At 62.8% G+C, this 19,949-nt stretch carries 18 protein-coding genes; 9 read left to right on the forward strand and 9 right to left on the reverse strand.

The window, feature by feature from the left end; genetic code table 11:
* Window positions 1-28: 28 nt before the first annotated feature.
* The 3 genes from ABOA88_RS07140 to ABOA88_RS07150 form a co-directional block, all read right to left on the reverse strand.
* Window positions 29-1,204 carry a sulfotransferase family protein gene (locus ABOA88_RS07140; protein ID WP_196170501.1) on the reverse strand — a complete coding sequence of 392 codons (1,176 nt, stop codon included), beginning with the start codon at window positions 1,202-1,204 and terminating at the stop codon, window positions 29-31.
* Window positions 1,204-2,316, reverse strand: coding sequence for a DUF1214 domain-containing protein (locus tag ABOA88_RS07145; RefSeq protein WP_367851715.1), 1,113 nt, complete (start codon window positions 2,314-2,316; stop codon window positions 1,204-1,206). The genes ABOA88_RS07140 and ABOA88_RS07145 overlap by 1 nt, the downstream gene beginning before the upstream one ends.
* Window positions 2,317-2,986: 670 nt before the next feature.
* Window positions 2,987-3,325, reverse strand: a complete 339-nt coding sequence (locus tag ABOA88_RS07150) for a hypothetical protein (protein WP_367851716.1) — start codon at window positions 3,323-3,325, stop codon at window positions 2,987-2,989.
* Window positions 3,326-3,531: 206 nt separating this feature from the next.
* Here ABOA88_RS07150 and ABOA88_RS07155 point away from each other — a divergent pair, with 206 nt between their 5' ends.
* From ABOA88_RS07155 to cysN, 3 genes are all read left to right on the forward strand, one after another.
* Window positions 3,532-4,002 (forward strand): SRPBCC domain-containing protein, encoded by a 471-nt coding sequence (locus ABOA88_RS07155; protein WP_367851717.1) that lies wholly within the window; start codon window positions 3,532-3,534, stop codon window positions 4,000-4,002.
* Between the two features lie 93 nt (window positions 4,003-4,095).
* Window positions 4,096-5,010, forward strand: a complete 915-nt coding sequence (cysD, locus tag ABOA88_RS07160; RefSeq protein WP_328329001.1) for a sulfate adenylyltransferase subunit CysD — start codon at window positions 4,096-4,098, stop codon at window positions 5,008-5,010.
* The gene (gene cysN, locus ABOA88_RS07165) at window positions 5,010-6,896 is read left to right on the forward strand and encodes a sulfate adenylyltransferase subunit CysN (protein ID WP_196170507.1); all 1,887 of its coding nucleotides are present in this window, start codon (window positions 5,010-5,012) and stop codon (window positions 6,894-6,896) included. Before cysD ends, cysN begins: the two co-directional genes overlap by 1 nt.
* A gap of 45 nt (window positions 6,897-6,941) precedes the next feature.
* Here cysN and ABOA88_RS07170 read toward each other — a convergent pair whose 3' ends face one another.
* A complete protein-coding gene (locus tag ABOA88_RS07170; protein WP_196170508.1) occupies window positions 6,942-8,555 on the reverse strand; it encodes a phosphoethanolamine transferase in 1,614 nt (537 codons plus the stop codon).
* A gap of 217 nt (window positions 8,556-8,772) precedes the next feature.
* On the opposite strand from ABOA88_RS07170, the gene ABOA88_RS07175 reads away from it, so the two are divergent.
* Complete coding sequence (locus tag ABOA88_RS07175) at window positions 8,773-9,921, forward strand: helix-turn-helix transcriptional regulator (RefSeq protein WP_367851718.1); 1,149 nt, start codon at window positions 8,773-8,775, stop codon at window positions 9,919-9,921.
* Between the two features lie 31 nt (window positions 9,922-9,952).
* Window positions 9,953-10,945, forward strand: a complete 993-nt coding sequence (locus ABOA88_RS07180) for a 5'-nucleotidase (RefSeq protein ID WP_196170510.1) — start codon at window positions 9,953-9,955, stop codon at window positions 10,943-10,945.
* A gap of 1 nt (window position 10,946) precedes the next feature.
* Here ABOA88_RS07180 and ABOA88_RS07185 read toward each other — a convergent pair whose 3' ends face one another.
* Window positions 10,947-12,584: a hypothetical protein gene (locus tag ABOA88_RS07185; protein WP_367851719.1), complete on the reverse strand. Its 1,638-nt coding sequence runs from the start codon at window positions 12,582-12,584 to the stop codon at window positions 10,947-10,949.
* Between the two features lie 188 nt (window positions 12,585-12,772).
* Between ABOA88_RS07185 and ABOA88_RS07190 the strand changes: the two genes are divergently transcribed.
* Complete coding sequence (locus ABOA88_RS07190; RefSeq protein WP_196170512.1) at window positions 12,773-14,050, forward strand: bifunctional O-acetylhomoserine aminocarboxypropyltransferase/cysteine synthase; 1,278 nt, start codon at window positions 12,773-12,775, stop codon at window positions 14,048-14,050.
* A 113-nt stretch (window positions 14,051-14,163) separates the two neighbouring features.
* Here ABOA88_RS07190 and ABOA88_RS07195 read toward each other — a convergent pair whose 3' ends face one another.
* Window positions 14,164-14,625: a hypothetical protein gene (locus ABOA88_RS07195; protein ID WP_196170513.1), complete on the reverse strand. Its 462-nt coding sequence runs from the start codon at window positions 14,623-14,625 to the stop codon at window positions 14,164-14,166.
* Complete coding sequence (locus tag ABOA88_RS07200) at window positions 14,622-15,530, reverse strand: NAD synthetase (protein ID WP_367851720.1); 909 nt, start codon at window positions 15,528-15,530, stop codon at window positions 14,622-14,624. The genes ABOA88_RS07195 and ABOA88_RS07200 overlap by 4 nt, the downstream gene beginning before the upstream one ends.
* A gap of 319 nt (window positions 15,531-15,849) precedes the next feature.
* Here ABOA88_RS07200 and ABOA88_RS07205 point away from each other — a divergent pair, with 319 nt between their 5' ends.
* From ABOA88_RS07205 to ABOA88_RS07215, 3 genes are all read left to right on the forward strand, one after another.
* Window positions 15,850-16,617 (forward strand): hypothetical protein, encoded by a 768-nt coding sequence (locus ABOA88_RS07205; protein ID WP_367851721.1) that lies wholly within the window; start codon window positions 15,850-15,852, stop codon window positions 16,615-16,617.
* A 96-nt stretch (window positions 16,618-16,713) separates the two neighbouring features.
* Window positions 16,714-17,631, forward strand: coding sequence for a hypothetical protein (locus ABOA88_RS07210; RefSeq protein WP_367851722.1), 918 nt, complete (start codon window positions 16,714-16,716; stop codon window positions 17,629-17,631).
* Window positions 17,632-17,672: 41 nt separating this feature from the next.
* Window positions 17,673-18,143, forward strand: a complete 471-nt coding sequence (locus ABOA88_RS07215; protein ID WP_139205755.1) for a hypothetical protein — start codon at window positions 17,673-17,675, stop codon at window positions 18,141-18,143.
* Here the strand turns inward: ABOA88_RS07215 and ABOA88_RS07220 are convergent.
* Window positions 18,140-18,469, reverse strand: a complete 330-nt coding sequence (locus tag ABOA88_RS07220; RefSeq protein ID WP_090345643.1) for a RidA family protein — start codon at window positions 18,467-18,469, stop codon at window positions 18,140-18,142. The two genes, ABOA88_RS07215 and ABOA88_RS07220, sit on opposite strands and share 4 nt — an antisense overlap.
* Before the next feature lie 51 nt (window positions 18,470-18,520).
* Complete coding sequence (locus ABOA88_RS07225; RefSeq protein WP_367851723.1) at window positions 18,521-19,939, reverse strand: aldehyde dehydrogenase family protein; 1,419 nt, start codon at window positions 19,937-19,939, stop codon at window positions 18,521-18,523.
* Between the last annotated feature and the right edge of the window lie 10 nt (window positions 19,940-19,949).

The following is a 19,949-nucleotide window of genomic DNA, read 5'->3' on the forward strand; positions in this document are numbered from 1 at the left end:
TGTGTTCCTTCTTCTAGTTGTGAGGGTGTCAGGCACGGGGTTGCAGGTGGCGGCTGCGGTACTGGGCGTAGTCGCGCTGCAGGATGGCCTCGGTCAGGCCAAAGCGCTCGGGGGTGTACTGGTGGCTGGCGCGCTTCTCGCGGCCGTTGTCGGCCAGCCAGCGCACGATGGCTTCGCGCACCGCATCGCTCAGGTGCAGGCCGGCAAAGGCGTAGATGCGCTCGACCACCGCCAGTGGCTGGCCAAGGGTGTCGTCGAAATGCACATCCAGCACACGCCCTGCGGGCAGCAGCTCGCGTACGGCCATGGCATGGCGCAGGGCACGGGCCATGCGGCGGTTCCACTGCTCGCCGACGGCCTCGGCATCAGCCTGGTCGCTGTACAGCTGCCACAGGGTATGGATGAAGCTTGCCAGCGACGGGATGGTGCTGGCCGGCTCGCGGTGGGTGAGGACCACCTGTGCGCCGGGAAAGACCTTGATCAACAGCTCCAGGGTATGCAGGTGCTGGGGGCTCTTGAGCAGCCAGCGGCGGCCCGGGGCGATGCCGCGCAGGCCCTGCTGCCACTGCAAGAACTGCAAGCAGCGCTTGAGGTACTGGTAGACCTCGGTCTGGTCCTGGCGGTCGAGCCAGGCGGTGTAGCTGGGCACGTTGACATAGGAGTCCATGGCGCAGAGGAAGCTGTGCTCCATAAGCATGAACTCTTCATCGGCCTGCTCGGCATCCAGGGGGTGAATGGCCAACAGCTGCGGCAGGTGCTCGATCATTGCCGCGACCTCGGCGCGGGCGCGCTGGATGCGCGCCTCGGGCTGGGCCGGGTCTTCGCCGGGCAGGGGCGCCGGGTAGCGAGTCTCCCACCATTGGGCCTTGCTGAACTGCGGATCGACCGCCAGGGTGCGCTGCAACAAGGTGGTGCCGGTGCGCGGCAGGCCGACGATCACCAGCGGGTCGTCGACAGCTTGCGCCAGGATTTCGGGGAAGCGCTTACAGTGGTCCTCGACCACCAGGCGGTTAGCCAGTTGTGCTACCAGTTTTTCGCGCAGCATGCCGCGCCCGGCGGGCGACAACCGGGCCTCCAGCTCCAGCGCCTCGGCCAGGACCGTCAGGGCCTCTCGGTAGTTGCCCGGGCCAAAGTCCTGCAGCCCGCCGGCACGGGCGCTGGCGTCGGCCAGCAAGCGATCAGGGGCGAATTCACTGTTGATCATCAGGCAAGCTCCTCAAGCTCATGGAACTTCACGACGCGGGTGCTGGGGTGGACGGGAGTTTTCGCACCGACCCAGCGCAGGCACAGGGTGCCGTGGGGGTGACCGGCGGTGTGCAGCCAGTTGGCCGGGCCAGGGTCACGGGCGCTGAGCACCATGCGCAGGCCACCGTCGTCGTCCAACTGGGCCGAGTGTTTGTTCAGGCAGATGCGGTGGCAGCGGTAGTCCAGGGACTCCATCCAATAGTTGTTGATCTGCAGATTCCAGAAATCGCACGCCGGCACCTGGTCGACCTCGATCAGCAGCGCCTCGTCGTCAGCCAGCGCCCAGTAGGAGTGGTAGTAGAAGATGTTCGGGTCGCCCCCCACCGACTGGCACAGCGCCTGGTCGGCTGGCGGCAGCTCGTTGGCATGGGCCTGGTAGCCCTGGGCCCAGTCGGCGAACAGCCGTGCGGTGTTCTCCACGAACGAGGCCGCGCGCTGCAGGCCCTGCTGCAGGAAGGCAGGGTCCAGCGGCGCAGGCAACTGGTCGGCGTCCAGGCGCTCGATATGCAGTTGTGCCGGCTGCTCGGTGGCGCGGTCGAGGAAGGTCTGGCGCACGATCAGCGCGTTGCTCTCAGGCTCCAGGCGCAGCCAGTTGCCGGCGGCCTGTGGGTACTGGCTGAGGATGATCTCGAAGTTACCCTGGTCATCGAGCTCAAGCTGGCTGGCGTCGATGAAGCCGGTCTGGATCATCTTGCCGTCGGTCTCGTAACCGCCTTTCTGTGTGCCGAAGCTTAAGTAGGCGACGCTGCCGCGCTGGCCACTGACGCGGTAGCGCTGGGCGCCATTGAGGCGGGCGTAACGGTACAGGTTGTCGGGGTTGTCGGCGCCGATCTTGGCGGTTTCGTGGGAAGGGGTGATGAAGCCGGGGAAGTCCGGGTCGGCGAACTCCAGGTGCATCTCCAGGGCGATGCGCAGCAGGCGCGTGAGGTAGCGAAAGCCTTCGGCGCGGGTCTGCGCATCGGCCGGCGCATCGGCGCGCAGGATCTGCTCGCCGCTGCGCCTTAGCTGGTCGCAGAACTGGTTCCAGGTTTCGCCGCTGCAGACCTGCTGCTCGGTTGGGTCGTTGGCCATGAGGGTCTCCTTGGGGGCGGGATGCCGCCGGTTGGGAGACCATAGGAATTGCGACCCTCGGAGTACTACGTCCGAGCGGACTAAAACGTTCTGTGCACTGCGGTCAATACAACGGTTTATTTCTTTGATGCTGGGTAATAAAAACTTTTAGATATTTCATATGGCAATAAAGTGGCTTTTCCCTCCCTCCTGAACCTCATAGATTGGGCGGACCGAGTCGCGTCCGTATGCCTTGCTGACCCACGATCTCTCCCTCAGTGAGGGCTTTCATGATGATTGACTGTGTTTCTACATCTTTAGTGAACCCGACGGCTTCAAAATCACCGTAATGATTTTCTCTGATGTGCCTCCACCCCTCCCCCTTTGACTTGTCTCCTTTTTTGTCTTTATCCGTTCCAATCCAGCCAGTGAGCATAAAAACAGGCCTCAACTCCTGCTTACCGCCAGCACTTACAAGTCTTCTACCCACTGCCTCGGCAGGCTCGTATTTAACACGGCTATTTCTGGATTCGCCCCATTGACGCAGACCGGTGGGGCGCTGTCTTTCAGCGCATAATTGGGCGCTGCCCTTGAGCCGCCTGCAGCGGCACCCGTGTTTGCGTCCATGCTTTGCTTGGGCTGCTGATTCCTTTGCTTCCTGCCCTTGGGCAATACAAATCCGTCGTCATCCTCATTGGGATCTCGGTCCGCCAACCCTTGGTCGTCGAGCCGCGAGACTGCCAGCCAATTGGCCGGCCACGTCATAGCACAGACGTTGCTTATGGCCTGCGGCATCCTGGGTGCTCAGCACTGCCCCAGTGGCATCGGTGGTGGTCTGGGTGGTGTACGCGTCGGGCTCGAGCCCTGCGTCGTCCTCGCCCAGCCAATCGACGAGGGTGTCAGGGCTGTCGGCATTCTTGAGCAGTTGTCGGGTGACCGACTGAGACACGCCGGTCAGGGCAAGCGCTCGGTCCTGGCATCCACACACGTTGCGAAAGCTCAGTGATCTAACAGCCTTCGCAGTCATCATCAAAACGGCCGAGGAGCACCTTGGCATCGCTGTCGACGCCCCCCCTTGGGCCACCGCCCGTGTCGTTCGGTCGTGTCGTCATGAGGCCCTGTGGCCTCATCCAAACGGACGAGGAACGCCCCGTCGCAACTGGCGACGATCCCCCGTTGGGCCATTTGGCTCTCCCGCGCCCAGCCGGGCTTGGGCCATCCAACGAGGACACCTTGATGACAACAGCAAAAAACCTGGTTCGCTCCGTCACCGTGGACATCGCCGCCCCCGCCGAACTCGTCTGGTCGATCCTCATCGACCTGCCCCGCTACCCCCAGTGGAACCCCTACACGGTCAAGGTCGAGTCCACCTTGCGCCTGGGCGAGCCGGTCAATCTGTACCTGCCTGATCCCAGCCAGCCCGGCGAACTGCTTCACGTGATCGAGCAGTTAACCGACTTCGAACCCTACCGCCTGCTGGCCTGGGAGATGCACGCCAGCGCCAGCAATCCCGACGCCGCCCGCCGTGAGCAGGTGATCGAGCGTACCGGCCCGGACAGCTGCCGCTACCACACCACCGACCAGTTCCTGGGGCCTACCGCCGACACGGTCATGGCCAACCATGGCCCCTGGGTCAAGCAGGGCTTCGACGCCGTGGCCCTGGCGGTGAAGGCCCACGCCGAGTCGCTGCACGCTGCGGCGGGGTGATTTTCATGCCCCCGGCGCACTTCGTCCGAGCAGACGAAGAGGCGCCAGGGGCGCATTGCCTACCTTGGCGTCAACCGGGCCCGAGCCCGGACGATCACGAGGAGGTATCCGATGTTGACTCATCTGCAATGGCTGGAAGCCGAGAGCATCCAGATCATCCGCGAAGTGGTGGCCGAGTGTGAAAAACCGGTCATGCTCTACTCCATCGGCAAGGACAGCGCGGTGATGCTGCACCTGGCGATGAAGGCCTTCGCCCCGGGCAAACCGCCCTTCCCCCTGCTGCACGTGGACACCACCTGGAAGTTTCGCGAGATGATCGATTTTCGCGACCAGACCGCCGAGCGCCTGGGCCTGGAACTGCGGGTGCACATCAACCCCGAAGGCGTGGAAAAAGCCATCGACCCTTTCACCCACGGCTCGGCGCTGCACACCGACGTGTGGAAGACCCAGGGCCTCAAGCAGGCGCTGGACAAGTACGGTTTCGACGCAGCCTTTGGCGGCGCGCGGCGCGACGAGGAAAAGTCCCGGGCCAAGGAGCGGGTGTTCTCGCTGCGCTCCGAGCAGCACCGCTGGGACCCCAAGCAGCAGCGCCCGGAGCTCTGGCGCCTGTACAACACGCGCAAGCGCAAGGGTGAGAGCCTGCGGGTGTTCCCGCTGTCGAACTGGACCGAGCTGGACATCTGGCAATACATCTACCTCGAGCAGATCCCCATCGTGCCGCTGTACTTCGCCAAGGAGCGCCCGGTGGTGGAGCGCGACGGCACCCTGATCATGGTCGACGACCACCGCCTGCCACTGCGTGACGGCGAGACCCCGCAGATGCGCAAGGTGCGCTTTCGCACCCTGGGGTGCTACCCGCTTACCGGCGCCATCGACAGCGACGCCGACGACCTGCCGGCGATCATCAGCGAGATGCTGGTCAGCCGCACCTCGGAACGCCAGGGCCGCCTGATCGACAGCGATTCGGCCGGCTCCATGGAGAAGAAAAAACAAGAGGGGTACTTCTGATGAACGCCATCACCCAGCACGACGAACTCACCCCGTACCTGCAGGCGCAACAGCACAAGCAACTGCTGCGTTTCATCACCTGCGGCAGTGTCGACGACGGCAAGAGCACGCTGATCGGGCGCTTGCTGTACGAGTCCAAGGTGCTGTTCGAAGACCAGCTCGGCCAGCTCGAAGCGGACTCGAAAAAACTCGGCACCCAAGGCGATGAGCTGGACTTCGCCCTGTTGGTGGACGGCCTGGCCGCTGAGCGTGAGCAAGGCATCACCATCGATGTGGCGTACCGCTTCTTCGCCACCGACAAACGCAAGTTCATCGTCGCCGACACCCCCGGCCATGAGCAGTACACCCGCAACATGGTCACCGGCGCATCCACCGCGGACCTGGCGGTGATCCTGGTGGATGCCCGCCAAGGCTTGCTGACCCAGACCCGCCGCCACAGCTACCTGGTGTCGCTGCTGGGCATCGGCAAGGTGGTGCTGGCGATCAACAAGCTCGACTTGATGGATTACGCCCAGGCGGTGTTCGAGCGCATCGAGGCCGAGTACCGCGCCTTCGCCGCGCAGATTGGCCTGCACGACATCCAGTGCATCCCGCTGTCGGCGCTGCGCGGTGACAACATGCTCAGCCCCAGCCCGAATACCCCGTGGTACACCGGCCCCAGCCTCTTGGCGTATCTGGAAGACGTGCCGCTGGAGCAGGCCCGCGCCAGCGAGGCGCCGTTTCGCCTGCCGGTGCAATGGGTCAACCGGCCGAACCTTGATTTTCGCGGCTACTGCGGCAACGTCGCCGCCGGCAGCGTGAGCGTTGGCGAGCGCATCCGCGTGCTGCCATCTGGCCAGCAGAGCGAGGTCACGCAAATCCTTGGCCCCAGCGGCCCGCAACAACGGGCCGAATGCGGCCAGGCCGTGACCCTGGTACTCAAGGACGAGATCGATATCAGCCGCGGCGACCTGATCGCCCTGGCCGACGCCCCGCCTGCAGTCGCCGACCAGTTCGAGGCCACCCTGGTATGGATGGATGAGGACGCCCTGCTGCCTGGGCGCCCTTACCTGATGAAGATCGGCTGCCGCACCGTGGGCATGAGCTGCGCCAATCTCAAGCACCGGGTGGATGTGAACAGCCTTGAGCAACTCGCGGCCAAGACCCTGGAGCTCAACGGCATCGGCGTGTGCAACCTGCACCTGGACCGGCCGATCCCGTTCGATGCCTATGCCGACAACCGCGACACCGGAGGCTTCATTGTCATCGACCGCCTGAGCAACCGCACGGTGGGCGCCGGCATGCTGCACTTTGCCCTGCGCCGCGCGCAGAACGTGCATTGGCAGGCCATCGACGTCAACCGCGAGGCCCACGCCGCGCTCAAGGGTCAGAGCCCGCGGGTGCTGTGGTTCACCGGGTTGTCGGGGGCAGGCAAATCGACCATCGCCAACCTGGTGGAGCGCAAGCTGCACGCCCTGGGCCGACACACCTACCTGCTCGACGGCGACAACGTGCGCCACGGCCTGAACCGCGACCTGGGCTTCACCGAAGCGGACCGGGTGGAGAACATCCGCCGCGTGGCCGAGGTGGCCAAGCTGATGCTCGATGCCGGGTTGATCACCCTGGTCTCGTTCATCTCACCGTTTCGCGCCGAGCGCGACATGGCCCGCAGCCTTGCCGGGGATGGCAACTTCCTGGAGATCTTCATCGACGCCCCGCTGGCCCTGGCCGAACAGCGCGACCCCAAGGGGCTGTACCAGAAAGCCCGGCGGGGCGAGCTGAAGAACTTCACCGGCATCGACTCCCCCTACGAGCCGCCGGTGAACCCGGAGCTGCACATCGACACCCAGCGCGAATCGGCCGAAGCCGCCGCCGAGCGCATCGTCGAAGCCTTGCTCAGCCTGTAAGCGAAGCGGGCGCGGCGCCACGCCGCCGTGCCCGCACCTGACGGCTCAGCGGGTGCCGAACTCGAACGAGGGTACGAAACCTGAGCCAAGCAGGTAGGGGCAGTTCGAGGCGACGAAGTCGTCGCTGAGCAGGTCCTCGGCACTGTTGTAGCCGTCGGTGTACACCCCGGTAAGCCCCAGCAACGTATGCGGCAGGGAGGAAATACTCACCCGTTGATCTTGGCGTTGCCTGAGTTTTTCGAGCTTGGCGCTCTGGTGGCTCGATACGTTGTCCGTGGCCCAGACGAACGCCGAGACCGACAAGTCGTATTCATTGCCGATGCCATGCCCCAACAAACCCCGATGATCATCCATGAGGTTCTGACCGTGATCGGAGCTGTAGACCAGCACTGACGGTTTGGTGCTGGCCTCCAGTTGGTTCATGAGGGTGTGCAGCAGCCAGTCGGTATACAGCACGGTGTTGTCGTAATGGGCGACGAGGCGGTCCTTGACGCTGTCGGTGGCGGGCTGGAACTGCCCGAAGCTGTCCGGATACCGGCGCGCGTAATCGAAATGGCTGCCTTTGATGTGGATGAAGATCGCCTGCTTGGCAGAGGGTGAATGCAGGATTTGCTCATGCACCGGCAGCAGCGCAGCATCATAGCTGCGCTCGAAGTACTGCCGGCTGTGTGCCTCGGCGGCAATCTGCGGAATGATGCCGCCAAAGCTGTCGACTTCCTGGACAGACAACCAATGGGTCTTGTAGCCCGCTGCACGGTAGATGCCCACCAGGGATTTGGTCGAGGCGATCCGCTCCCAGTCGGAGATCGGCGACAGGCTCAGCATCGACGGTACGGCAAAAGCGGTGTAGGGCGCGGTGGTGCACATGCGGTTGAACTTGAACAGCCCCAGGCGCTTGTCCAGGTTCGGCGTGGTGGGCTTGTGGTAGCCGTAGAGCGACCAGTTGTGCGGCCGTGAGGATTCGCCAATCACGAAAACGAGGGTTTCGATGTTCGAATCGTTCGCGACGTGGGTGATGTTGACCTCGGTGTCCTGACGCTGCTTGATGTACTGCAGGGTTTCGGCATGCAGATAAGCGGTCAGGCCGATCTGCGACAAGTACCCCACCGGCGTGCTCTGGTCCTTGGCGACCAGGTCCAGCATCGCGCCTTTGCCCAGCGAATTGACCGTGACGGTCTTGTAGAAGTACGCGCCATATCCCAGCAGCAAGGCACACAGGCTCAAGGCGAACAGCAACCGGCTCTTGGGCAGCCGACGCCGGTACAGGCCGGCCAGTCCGATGCCGTAACAGGTCGCGAATACCACCAGCACGAACATGACGGACTTCCAGTAGGTCAGCAGAAAGTCGGTCGTTTCCTTGTAGTTGGTCAGTCCGATGAACAGGTAGGCCGCCGTCAACCGGGAATTGAAGTTGAGCGTCAGGAACAGGTCGATGGTGGCCAACAGATAGAACGGCAACAACACGACATGAAGCTTGAATTGATTGGTGGAGGCAAAACGGATCGCCGCCAGCCACAGCAACGAGATGGCGACGGTGTAGAGCGACAGCAGGTCGATCTTCGCATACGGATTGGCGAGGGTGCGGATGATGATGGGCGATAGCAGAAACGCCCAGAGCACCAAGTTCGGCCATTCCTGCTTCAACGTGGGGAGTTTCATTTTTTATTCTCGTCGGGCGCCCATGGAGAGGTGCGTCCCTGCGCGATACCCCGTTGCTGGCATACGAACGAGCATAGATCATCGGGCTTCTCCTTGGATGGAGGCGCTGACGGTTGGGGCGGGATCACCCGCGAGCATAGCCAGTTAGTCCAAACAGACGATTTACCCGGCAAGTCCCCCATCAATACTGCCCTTCCCGATACCCGCGAGGCGCAGCATGACCGCTCATCATCCGGCCCCCATCGCTACCGACGCGCTCAGCGCCTTGCTCGCCCTGGTCTATCAAGGCCCTCTCGAATCCACGCCTTGGGGCAGCTTTCTCGAACAATTGCGCCAGCACCTTGACGCCACTTTCATCACCCTGGTGCTGCGCAACCCGGAGCACGAACGCCCTGGCCTGATCGTCAACGCCTCCAGCCACGGTCCGCTGCTGCCAGGCGAGCCGTCCTACAGCGAGTACTACTACTCCATCTGCCCCTTTCTCGACTGGCCAGCCGATCAAGTAGCTACGGCCGACCAGGTGATGGGCAGCGCGCTGTGGCTGGCCCACGACTTCTACCGCAACTACCTGCAACCCCTGGACCTGCGCCACGTGCTGGTCGCCAACATGGTGACCAACGCCGGGATGCACTGCGCCTTGTTCGCCAGCCGCGGGCATGCCGGGGCGGACTTCGATGCCGAGGAGGTCGCCCTGGTGCGCCTGCTGCAGCCACACGTGCAGCAGGCGGTGGACCTGCACTCGGCCGTGGACCAGCTGGACTCCGAGCGCCAGCTGTATGCCGCGACCATCGACCGCTTGATGGTCGGTACGGTGATCCTCGATGAGAACGGCCGCAAGCTGCGCTGCAACAGTGCGGCCCAGCGGCTGTGCGATGAAGGCGATGGCCTGGTGTGCCGGCAAGAGAAGCTGTGCGCCTACCTCAATCACGAGAACCGCGCCTTGCAGCAGGCGGTCCAGGCCGTGCTGCGCCAGCGCCAGCGTGGGCTGGATGAGCTGGAGGTGCTCACCCTCTCCCGCCCCAGTGGCCAGATGCCGCTCAACCTGCTGCTGCGGCCAATCCCGCTGAACTACCAGGCTGGCAAAGGCACTCGCAGGCCGGCGGTGGCACTGTTCATCCGCGACCCGGCCGACTCGCCCCAGGCCTCGCGCCACCTGCTGCGCAGCCTGTTCCAGCTCACGCCCATGGAAACCGAGGTGGCGATGCTGGTGATGGACGGGCAGACCCTGGACGAAACGGCGGACCTGCTGCACGTGTCGCGCAATACCGTGCGCGCGCACCTGCGCGGGGTGTTCGCCAAGACCGGCGCCACGCGCCAGGCGCAACTGGTGAAGACCCTGCTCAACAGCGTGGCGTCGTTGGGGTAATCTGGGTGGCACAGCAGCCCCAGGAGGCCACATGCCCTACCCCATCGAGCAGAAACTTGTCGTCGGCGTCGCCTCCAGCGCGTTGTTCGACCTGACCGTGTCCGATGACATCTACAAGACCGAAGGGGTCGAGGCGTACCGCCAGCATCAGGAGCAGAACCTCGACGAGCCCTTCCCCAAGGGCGTCGCCTTCCCGTTCATCCGGCGCTTTCTGAGCATCAACAAAGCCTTCCCCGCGCAACTGCCGGTGGAGGTGGTGCTGCTCTCACGCAATTCGCCCGAGACCGGCCTGCGGGTGTTCCGCTCGATCGACCACTACGGCCTGGACATCACCCGGGCGGCATTCATGTCCGGTCGCTCACCCTACGAGTACATCCCGGCCTTCAATGCCTCGCTGTTCTTGAGCGCCCACGAAGAAGACGTCCAGCGCGCCATCGACGCCGACTACCCCGCCGGCCTCGTGCTGCCCACGCGCATCTACGACGATGAAATCGACACCGAACTGCGGGTGGCGTTCGACTTCGACGGCGTGATCGCCGATGACGAGGCCGAGAGCGTGTACAAGCAACATCACGACCTCGGCGAGTTCCTGGCCCACGAGCGCGACCGCAAGGCCATCCCCCACCAGCCAGGCCCGCTGGCGGACCTCTACCGCAAGCTCTCGCACATCCGCACCCTGGAGGAGCAGAAACTCGCCCAATGCCCGGACTACCAGCGCATCCTGCGCATCGCCATCGTCACCGCACGTAACGCGCCATCCCACGAGCGGGTGGTGACCACCTTGAAGAACTGGGGCGTGTCGCCGGACGAGTCGTTCTTCCTGGGCGGCATGGAAAAAGACCGCGTGCTGTCGATCCTCAAGCCGCACATGTTCTTCGACGACCAGCGCAGCCATTTGACGTCGGTGGCCGGGGATCTGCCGATGGTGCATGTGCCATTCGGGGTGGCGAACAAGCGTCGGGAAGCGGGCAATGCGCTGGCCGAACCTGCGCCATTGCCCGTGGTGACATCGCAGAACGGTTGAGTTATTCCCGGTAGCTTTCGATCAGGGCGTCCAGATCGTCGTCCTCTAATTCAATGAACTCGCCGGCGGCGGCTTCGTGGATCAGGGCGGCGAATGCGGGGCTGTATTCCGGGTCGTCTTCTTCCTCTTCGGTAGCACCGGACTTGATGCGATCCAGCGCCTCGAGTAGTTCGTCGTCCAGGGTCATGAGGGCCTGGCCGAAGAAGGTTTCGAACAAGGCGGTAGGCTGACCATCGGCAATCAAAGCGAAGTGTTTGCCTAGCCTACTGCCCATATTGACGATGAGATAGGCAGTTCCAGGCCCACCGGCAAATCCCGCACGGAAGATGAGTTCGGAAGCGGACACCGAATGCTCGCGGGCCATTTCAGTCGCACGACCGGACAGATACACATTCACCAGGTACACCTGCTCGTATTCATCGCCAGCGATGAACTCGATGATGCCTCCACTGAGCACTTCCAACCCCTTCGCGCCGCCCTTGGCAATCGCCTCGACTTCCGCGAGGCTGAAGCGGGCCAAATCGAATTCGCTGTGTTTAAGGGGCGTGCAGTAAGCGGTGGCGGTCCCGGGTTTGCGTCCTTTGGCCTGAACCTGCCATTGCCGGAAGTGGTCCAGTTCAACGCAATGCCCCACGGACTGGCTGCACTCAAGGTAGTCCTGAAAGATCTGCGGGAACACAGCACGCGGTTGAACCCAGGTGGTACGAAGCCTCTTGGTTCGCTTGCCCGCCTTGGCCGCGCTGGCAGGCACCGCAATCACATCAGCATCCGGCACCAGGCAACGCAGGTCATAACCGATCATGAACAGCGCCGCTTCGAAGCAGTGGCTGCGCTCGGCCAACGAGCCGGAAAACATTGCAGGCATTCGCTCGAGCACCGCCTGGATGATCCACCCAAGCTCGACCTGGCTTCGTGCCCAGATGTGGTCCGAGACCTTCGAGGTGAAGAACTGCGGCGCAGCCGCGTAGCCAAGTTCGCCCGGATCACGTATCTGCTTGCCCCGCGCGGCACCGCTGGGGAACTTCAGTTGCACGCGCCCTTGGGCATTTTCCCGGTAGCGGGCGTACAGCATGGCAATGGCCGCGCCGACACGGCTGTCGTAGATCGGCGAACCGGTCGTGTCGATCAGGGCATGGATCTTGGTCAGCCCCGCGTCGAAGCGCTGGATGCTGCGCTCGTTCAGGTCCGAGAGTTTCTGGTCCGTATCGAGGCTGAACAACGGTCGGCAAGCATTCAGGTACTCGACCAGCTTTCGCTTGCGCCGCAACTCCCCCAGGAACGGGACTGCCCCCCATACTCCGCCCCACTGCAACACCGCGCGGCAGGCGTTGTAGGCCGCATCATCGCAACCCGACACCAGCACGCTGGCCAACCGGCTGCGCAGCAGATCGAGCGACACTTTGGTGCTGGCCCAATCCGTGGAGGCAACCCATTGCCCGGTCTGGTAATCCTGCCACCCCGCGCCCCAGCGATACGCCGCATGCACTTGCTCCAGGCCCACCACTTGCAGATCCAGGCCACCCTTCACCTGCTTGCTGCGCCGCAAGCGCAGGTGCACCGGCAGATGCCCAAGCGTTGCCTGGAGCCACTCGATGAAAGCACTCACATCCGATTGCGCGAGAAACGTCGTCCGATCCATCCGTCTACTGTCCTGAAAAAGTCGCTGCGTTGGTGGAGCGCCAAGGTACAGCAGCGTCGTGAACGGACCAATGGTGAGTATCCATACACGTCAACTTTCCGAGCACATCACTCGTCTTCTATCACCTTGACCACCCTCCCCCCAGCCTCCATGCTCAAACGCTTCCACCACGACTCAAGGATCGATACATGAAGCTGGAAACCCTGGCCATCCACGCGGGCTTCAGCCCCGACCCGACCACCAAGGCCGTGGCCGTCCCGATCTACCAAACCACCTCGTTCGCCTTCGACGACACCCAGCACGGCGCCGACCTGTTCGACCTGAAGGTGGCCGGAAACATCTACTCGCGCATCATGAACCCCACCAACGACGTCCTCGAGCAGCGCATGGCGGCGTTGGAAGGCGGCGTCGGCGCCCTGGCCGTGGCCTCGGGCATGGCCGCCATCACCTATGCCATCCAGACCGTCGCCGAGGCCGGCGACAACATCGTCTCGGTGGCCAAGCTCTACGGCGGCACCTACAACCTGCTGGCCCACACCCTGCCACGCATGGGCATCCAGACCCGCTTCGCGCCGCATGACGACATCGCCGCCCTCGAAGCGCTGATCGACGACCGTACCAAGGCGGTGTTCTGCGAATCCATCGGCAACCCGGCCGGCAACATCGTCGACCTCCAGGCCCTGGCCGATGCCGCCCACCGTCACGGTGTGCCATTGATCGTCGACAACACTGTCGCCACCCCGATCCTGTGTCGCCCGTTCGAGCACGGCGCCGACATCGTCGTGCACTCGCTGACCAAGTACATCGGTGGCCACGGCACCAGCATCGGCGGCATCGTCATCGATTCCGGCAAGTTCCCCTGGGCCGACAACAAAGCACGCTTCGCCCTGCTCAACACCCCCGATCCGTCCTACCACGGCGTGACCTACACCGAAGCCTTCGGCCCCGCCGCCTTCATCGGCCGCTGCCGCGTGGTGCCGCTGCGCAACACCGGAGCGGCGCTGTCGCCGTTCAACGCCTTCCTGATCTTGCAGGGGTTGGAAACCCTGGCCCTGCGCATGGAGCGACACACCGAAAACGCCCTGAAGGTCGCCCACTACCTGCAAGGGCACGAGCAGGTCGCCTGGGTGAAGTACGCCGGCTTGCCGGATCATCCGGAGCACGCACTGGCGCGCCGCTACACCGGCGGTAAACCGGCGTCGATTCTTTCGTTCGGGATCAAGGGCGGGCAAGAAGCCGGCGCACGCTTTATCGATGCGCTGCAGTTGGTGGTGCGCTTGGTGAACATCGGCGATGCCAAGTCACTGGCCTGCCATCCCGCGTCCACCACCCATCGCCAACTCAATGATGAAGAGCTGGAAAAAGCTGGGGTGCCACGGGACATGGTGCGGTTGTCGATCGGGATCGAGCACTGCGATGACATCATCGCGGACCTGGCGCAGGCGCTGGAGGCGAGCCGCGGGTGATGACTCGCTATCGCTGACAGGCCCTGGCCTATTCGCGGGTAAATGGGAGTGGCGCTCCGGCGCTCCAATTTACCCGCGCAGGCGTCCACAAGGACGACGCCGTCATCAGAAACCTAACGCCTACGCATTCGTTTGAGCTGCCGGATCAGGCGTCGCTCGCGGGTACGGCGCCTGCGCATGACGCAGAGGCGTTTCCAGAGGCCTCGGAAGCGGCGGGTGTTCAGCAGCCATAAGGCCGCCAACGGGAGAATGGCGGACATGACGGTCACTTGGGCATTGGATGAGGTCGTATAGGTTGCGAGGGTGCTGATCAGCGCAATTACCAGCAGCACCACTAAACTTTTCAGCGCTCGTACATGGGCTCTCAAAATCAAGAGAATCTGAACCAAGACAACCAAACTAATGGAGCCTGCCGTGGCATCCAGAGCATGCTCTTGCATAGAGCCAGTGAGGAATTCTTCCGCGACACTCGTAACCCCGTTAACTCCTGCAGCAATGGAGAGAACAAAGACGGCGGAGAAGATCGTGAAATAAGGCCTGATCCAGATCGGAAGTTCTTTTCTTATATACGTCATTTTGTATCAAGCTCGACAGTACTAACGACGATAGACTGCACAGTCGCATTTCCGGCGATCCCAAGTACGTTAGCCAGGGACTCACGTATCTGAATAGATGTCACCCTCTTCATCTCTGTAGCGGTGAGCCTTTTTCTCATCTGACCAGTCTGCTGCGCTAGCTTTAGCTGTTTTTTCGTAAGGCTTGGATGACTGATGCGAAGCAGTTCATTGTTCAACGCCTTACGCTGCTGTCGTCCCAAGGGCCTCAATAACTCGGACCAGCTACGTCCCGTCGCAGACCTCAAATGCTGCAGGTACTTGATCATGTTGTAGCTACCCGCGAGGACCGCAAGTAACGAAATCGCATCAAGCAACCGGCTTACTGACAGGACCCATTGATCGTTATCCCACCGATCGACAAGTCCAGGGTTGGTGTATTCGGCTCTTGCCCTTCTGATACCGATCCCGCACTGAACGACCGACACTACCGCACCCGCCATCCCGAGATACATTATCGGCGTAGCGAGCCCTGCAGAAACAGCAGACACTCCGCCACCCACAATGACAAGTGCCACACTCAAGACCGCGCCAGTACAAGCCACCCCCATATTGGCCATCTCTTCAAGGAGCCGAGACTCGCGCGAACCTCGCTGAACCTGCTCCACATACTGCTGCGGCGTAACATGCCGCCTCAGCTCCTGAATCACCACCCGCTTCGGCACCACACTGCACACCGCCTGAAACCTACGCAGGTTGACGATGTTGTACTGCGCATCGATATACACCACCCCCGCCCCGATCAGCGCCGGGTCGGCATCGATCACCGCGAACAACCGAGGCAGATCTAACAGTTGTTCGACGCGCATTCGCGCCAGGTAGGTCGAGGGGCGTGCTCCGAGTTCGTCCAAGCGTGTAAGTCTCATCAATCATCCTGAAGAACCGAGATGGCGGAAAACCAGTCGCCGCGCAAAACCCGTAGCGTACGGAGCCCCTGACGGCCTGTATGTCGGTGCCTTCCGAAGAACCTCGTCATCTCCCTGCCCGCCCCTTCGAGGCCTTTTCGCCGGCCCCGAATAGCCGCCTCAGCAACGGCGCGCACAAGGGTTGACCATCAACACTGGAGCACCGCATGCTCGGTCACACCCGCCTGTGCTCAAGGACCGATTGCATGAAGCCGGAAGACCGCGCCATCCCCACGCCCTCTGGCCCCCCGGTACAATCGACGCGGACGAGCCGCCGGCAATGACGCTCTTCTACCTCAAGCTCATCGTCACCCCGCTACTGATGTGGGGCGTCTCCCTCGCTTCGCGGCGCTGGGGTGGCCTGCTGGGTGGATTGTTGTCCGGCTTGCCCATCACCTCCGCGCTGGTGATGACCTTCCTGTGCCTGGAACAGGGCACCGCGTTCACGCTGAACGCCGTACCCGGTGCGCTCGGCGGCCTTGCAGCGGTGCAAGCCACCTACGTCTGCTACCTGTACGCAACTCGACGCACCGGCATCGGTTGGGCCGCCCTGCTGGCCTTGGCGCTCTACGCCGTGGCCGCCTACGCCTTTACCCACGGCGGCAGCCTATACCTGTCGATTGCCGTCTCCCTGGCACTGATCGCCTGGCTGATCCGCGTGACCGACCGCGAACCCAAGCCAGAGCTGTTGGCCAAACCCCGTCATCGCTACTGGGAAATCCCCCTGCGTATGGTGGCCGCCACCACCTTGCTGATGGTCACCACCGGCTTTGCCAGCTGGCTGGGGGCGGCGGCGAGCGGGATGCTGGCGCCGATTCCGGTGATTGCCTGGCCATTGGTGGTGTTCGCCCATGTGCAGGGCGGGCGCGCGGGGATGGCGGCGATGGTGCGCGGCAATGCCATCGGGGCGGTGGGGGTGATTGCGTTTTATCTGGGGGTCGCGGGGTTGCTGGAGCGGTTGGGGATCGCGGCGACCTTTGCCTTGGCCGTGGTGCTGGCGGTGGTGTTGACCGTGGCGCTGGCAGCGGTGTTGCGCCGTAGGCGCTGATGCAGCATTAGAAACGCCCTGCAAATCATTAAAGATCTGCAAAGCCAGGGCGATCTAACAGGTTGGATCTTCTTTTCGCGACCTTCGGACAGATAAGTGCAGTCGAGTATCCAACCGCTCTTCCAGACCCTGCAGCAGCAATACCTTTCCAGGCTCGACAACTGGAATGAGCTGATACAAACCCCTTTCCTGGAGATGCTCGTCGTCTGGGGCATCGTGACGTTTTTCGCCTCCATCATCCCGTTGAAACTAAGCACCGCCCGCGGATTGATGCTGGGTTTTGTCATCTCCATCTGTGGGGCGGTGATCATCACAGCGGATATCGCAGCTGACAGCCTCAGTGCCAAGAAACGCTTGATCGATGTAGAGCAGCAATTATCCGGGCTCGAAACGCCGGCCCCTGGGAGTGGGAGGCTCACGCCTGACAAGACCACCAACCCTGCACCCAATGCCGCCTCATTGAAAAACGAGCGCGAGCGATTGCTCGGCAAGATCGAGCTGGCTGGCGTGCTGACCACCTTCACCGCCATGACACTCGGGGGGCTGGGCGGTGGGTTGCTGACGGCCGCAGTGAGTATGCCGAGAAACCGGCAGGAAGAAGAACGCCAGGAGAAACCAGTACTCGAATGCATTCTGAACGGGTATTTCTACCTGTTCGCCTTCATCCTGACGTCCTCGCTGATCCTCCTGGCCGGCGAGTACTTCTTCCTTGCTCGCAGGCTGACCGACACAGGAAGCGCCCACCCGCTCCTGCTCATCCCAATTATCGGGTTCCTGTTGAGCATCGTGTTCAGCGGCATTGCCTTCGACAGAACACGCAGCCACTTGAAAAAAGACAAGCCGCAGTTGTTCCAGCAATCATTATTTGGGCTGTTTGCGCTGTTCTTCTATCTCAATACGGTTGCCCACGTCTGGTACGACATCGGGGCGATCTCCATGACCTTGCACATCCCCGTGATCCTGGCCTTGTCCCTCCATGCCCTGCATCAATATCGCCAACTCGAGCGCAGATGACACTGTCAACACGCCAGCTTGAGACCCGCCAAGAGAGCGCCATGACCGAATTCACCGTTGTCGATATTTCCTGGTCCGATCGGATCAAGATCCACTATGACCCCAACGAACAGGTGCACGGGCTGCCGGAGGCAGACGGTTTTCAGCGCACCGGTTTTTACTGCCTCTACGGGCGTCATCCGGTCTATGGACCGGATGTGCTTCTGTATATTGGCGAGACGAAAATGTCCGCCACTGGCCGGTCTTTTCGGGCGCGGCTGGGGGAGCATCTGAAGGGCCGGTTCTGGTATCACGCCAATCTCTCGGTCTCCCTGGGCACCCTTGAAGAGGGGCAACAGCTCACCGCGCAAGCAATCCGCGCCGTGGAGTCGGTGTTGATTGCAGCGCACAAACCGGCGCTCAACCGCCGCCATATTGACTGCGCGCTGCCGGGTGCGGAGCAGTACTTGATTCGCAACTGGGAGTTCCCGGGGGCGCTTCAACATGAGTGCTCGGGGTATTACTGGCGCTAGCCCCCAGCACTCCCCTGATGAATCGCAAACACCTGCATCTCCACCAGGTAACCGTCGCCCAGGTCAGCGCCGACGCAGGCACGCACTGGCTTTGGGCAGCCCTCAAGCCAGGCGTCGTACACCTCGTTGACCCGGTCGAAATGGCTGTAGTCGGCTAGCCATAACTGAACCCGGGTCAACTGGTCCTTACCGATGCTTGCCTCGGCCATCAGGCCATCGATGATCGCAAGCACTTGCCGGAGTTGCCCCTGCACATCCTGTTGCAGGTCGTGGGCGGCGATACCCGCCGTTTCGAACAGGCCTCGGTAGCTGACGGCCAGCGACATCCGGTCGCCTGAGGCATGACGTGTGATCATCGATGTGTACTCCCTTGTGCATTAACTCAGTTGATTGATGCAGACCACCTTGGGCTGGGTCATGTCTTCATAGGCGAAGCGCACACCCTCGCGCCCGAGGCTGCCGTACTTGGAACCGCCGAACGGCATGGCGTCGAAGCGGTAGTCCGAGGAGTCGTTGATCATCACGCCACCGGCCTCGATGCGCTTGGCCAGTGCAAGCGCGGCGGACAGATCCTGGGTGAACACGCCGGCGTGCAGGCTGTACTCCGGCGCATTGGCCAGGGCGATGGCCTGCTCGCGATCATCGAACGGCGCCAGCATGACCACCGGTGCGAACGCTTCTTCGCGCCACAATTGGCTGGCGTGGGAGACCTGCTCGAGCACGGTAGGTGCATAGGCGGCGCCCTCGCGCTGGTGGCCGCACAGCAGCGTTGCCCCCTCCTCCAGCGCCTGGTCCACCAGGGCCTCGACCCGTCGTGCCGCGGCCTCGGTGATCATCGGCCCCATGTCGGTTTCGCGCCGGGCGGGATCGCCCAACACCATCGAGCGTGTCAGGGCGACGAAGCGCTCGCGGAACGCCTCATAGATCGAGGCGTGCACGAGAATGCGCTGGGTACCGATGCAGTTCTGCCCGGCCGCCCAGAATGCACCCGAGACGCAGGCCTCGACCGTGGCGGCAAGGTCGCAGTCTTCCAGCACCAGCACCGGGGCATTGCCGCCCAGGTCCATGGCCAGCTTCTTCAGGCCCGCGTTACGCGCAATCTGCTCGCCGGTGGCGAAGCCGCCGGTGAAGGAAATCATACGGACTTCACGCACCGCGACCAGGGCCTTGCCCAGCTCGGCGCCGCCGGTAGCGACAGTGACCACGGTGTCGGGCAAACCCGCCAGGCCCAGGTATTGCACCAGCTTGATGGCCGACAGCGGGGTCAATTCCGAAGGCTTGAGAATGACCGCGTTGCCCCCGGCGATGGCCGGGCCAAGCTTGTGGGCCACAAGGTTCAGCGGGTCGTTGTAAGGGGTGATCGCCAGGATCAACCCCAGGGGTTCGCGGGTGAACCAGCCTTGGCGCGATTCCGAGCCTTCATAGGCATCGAAAGGCACCACTTCCCCGGCGTTGCGCCGCGCTTCCTCGGCGGAGAGCCTGAGGGTGTTGATGCAACGCTTCACTTCTTTTTCGGCCTGGCGCAGGGTCTTGCCCGCCTCGTCGACGATCAGGCCGGCGAAGTCCGCCGCATCCCGCTCGATGAGCCGCGCGGTGTTTTCCAGGATGCTGGCTCGGCGATGCCGAGGCAGTGCGGCGCTGTCGCTGACGCCCTGGCGAGCGCGGGCCAACAGGCCCGGCACGTCCTGGACACCGAGGTTTTCGACGCTGCCGACGAGGCTGCCATCGAAGGGGTTGTACACGTCGATCAAGGCGGGCTGCTGCAAGGAAACCCGTGGCAAGTAGGACAGATTCATGGGGTTGCTC

This window comes from Pseudomonas sp. PKS (genome assembly GCF_051913525.1).
GTDB classification, from domain to species: domain Bacteria; phylum Pseudomonadota; class Gammaproteobacteria; order Pseudomonadales; family Pseudomonadaceae; genus Aquipseudomonas; species Aquipseudomonas guariconensis_D.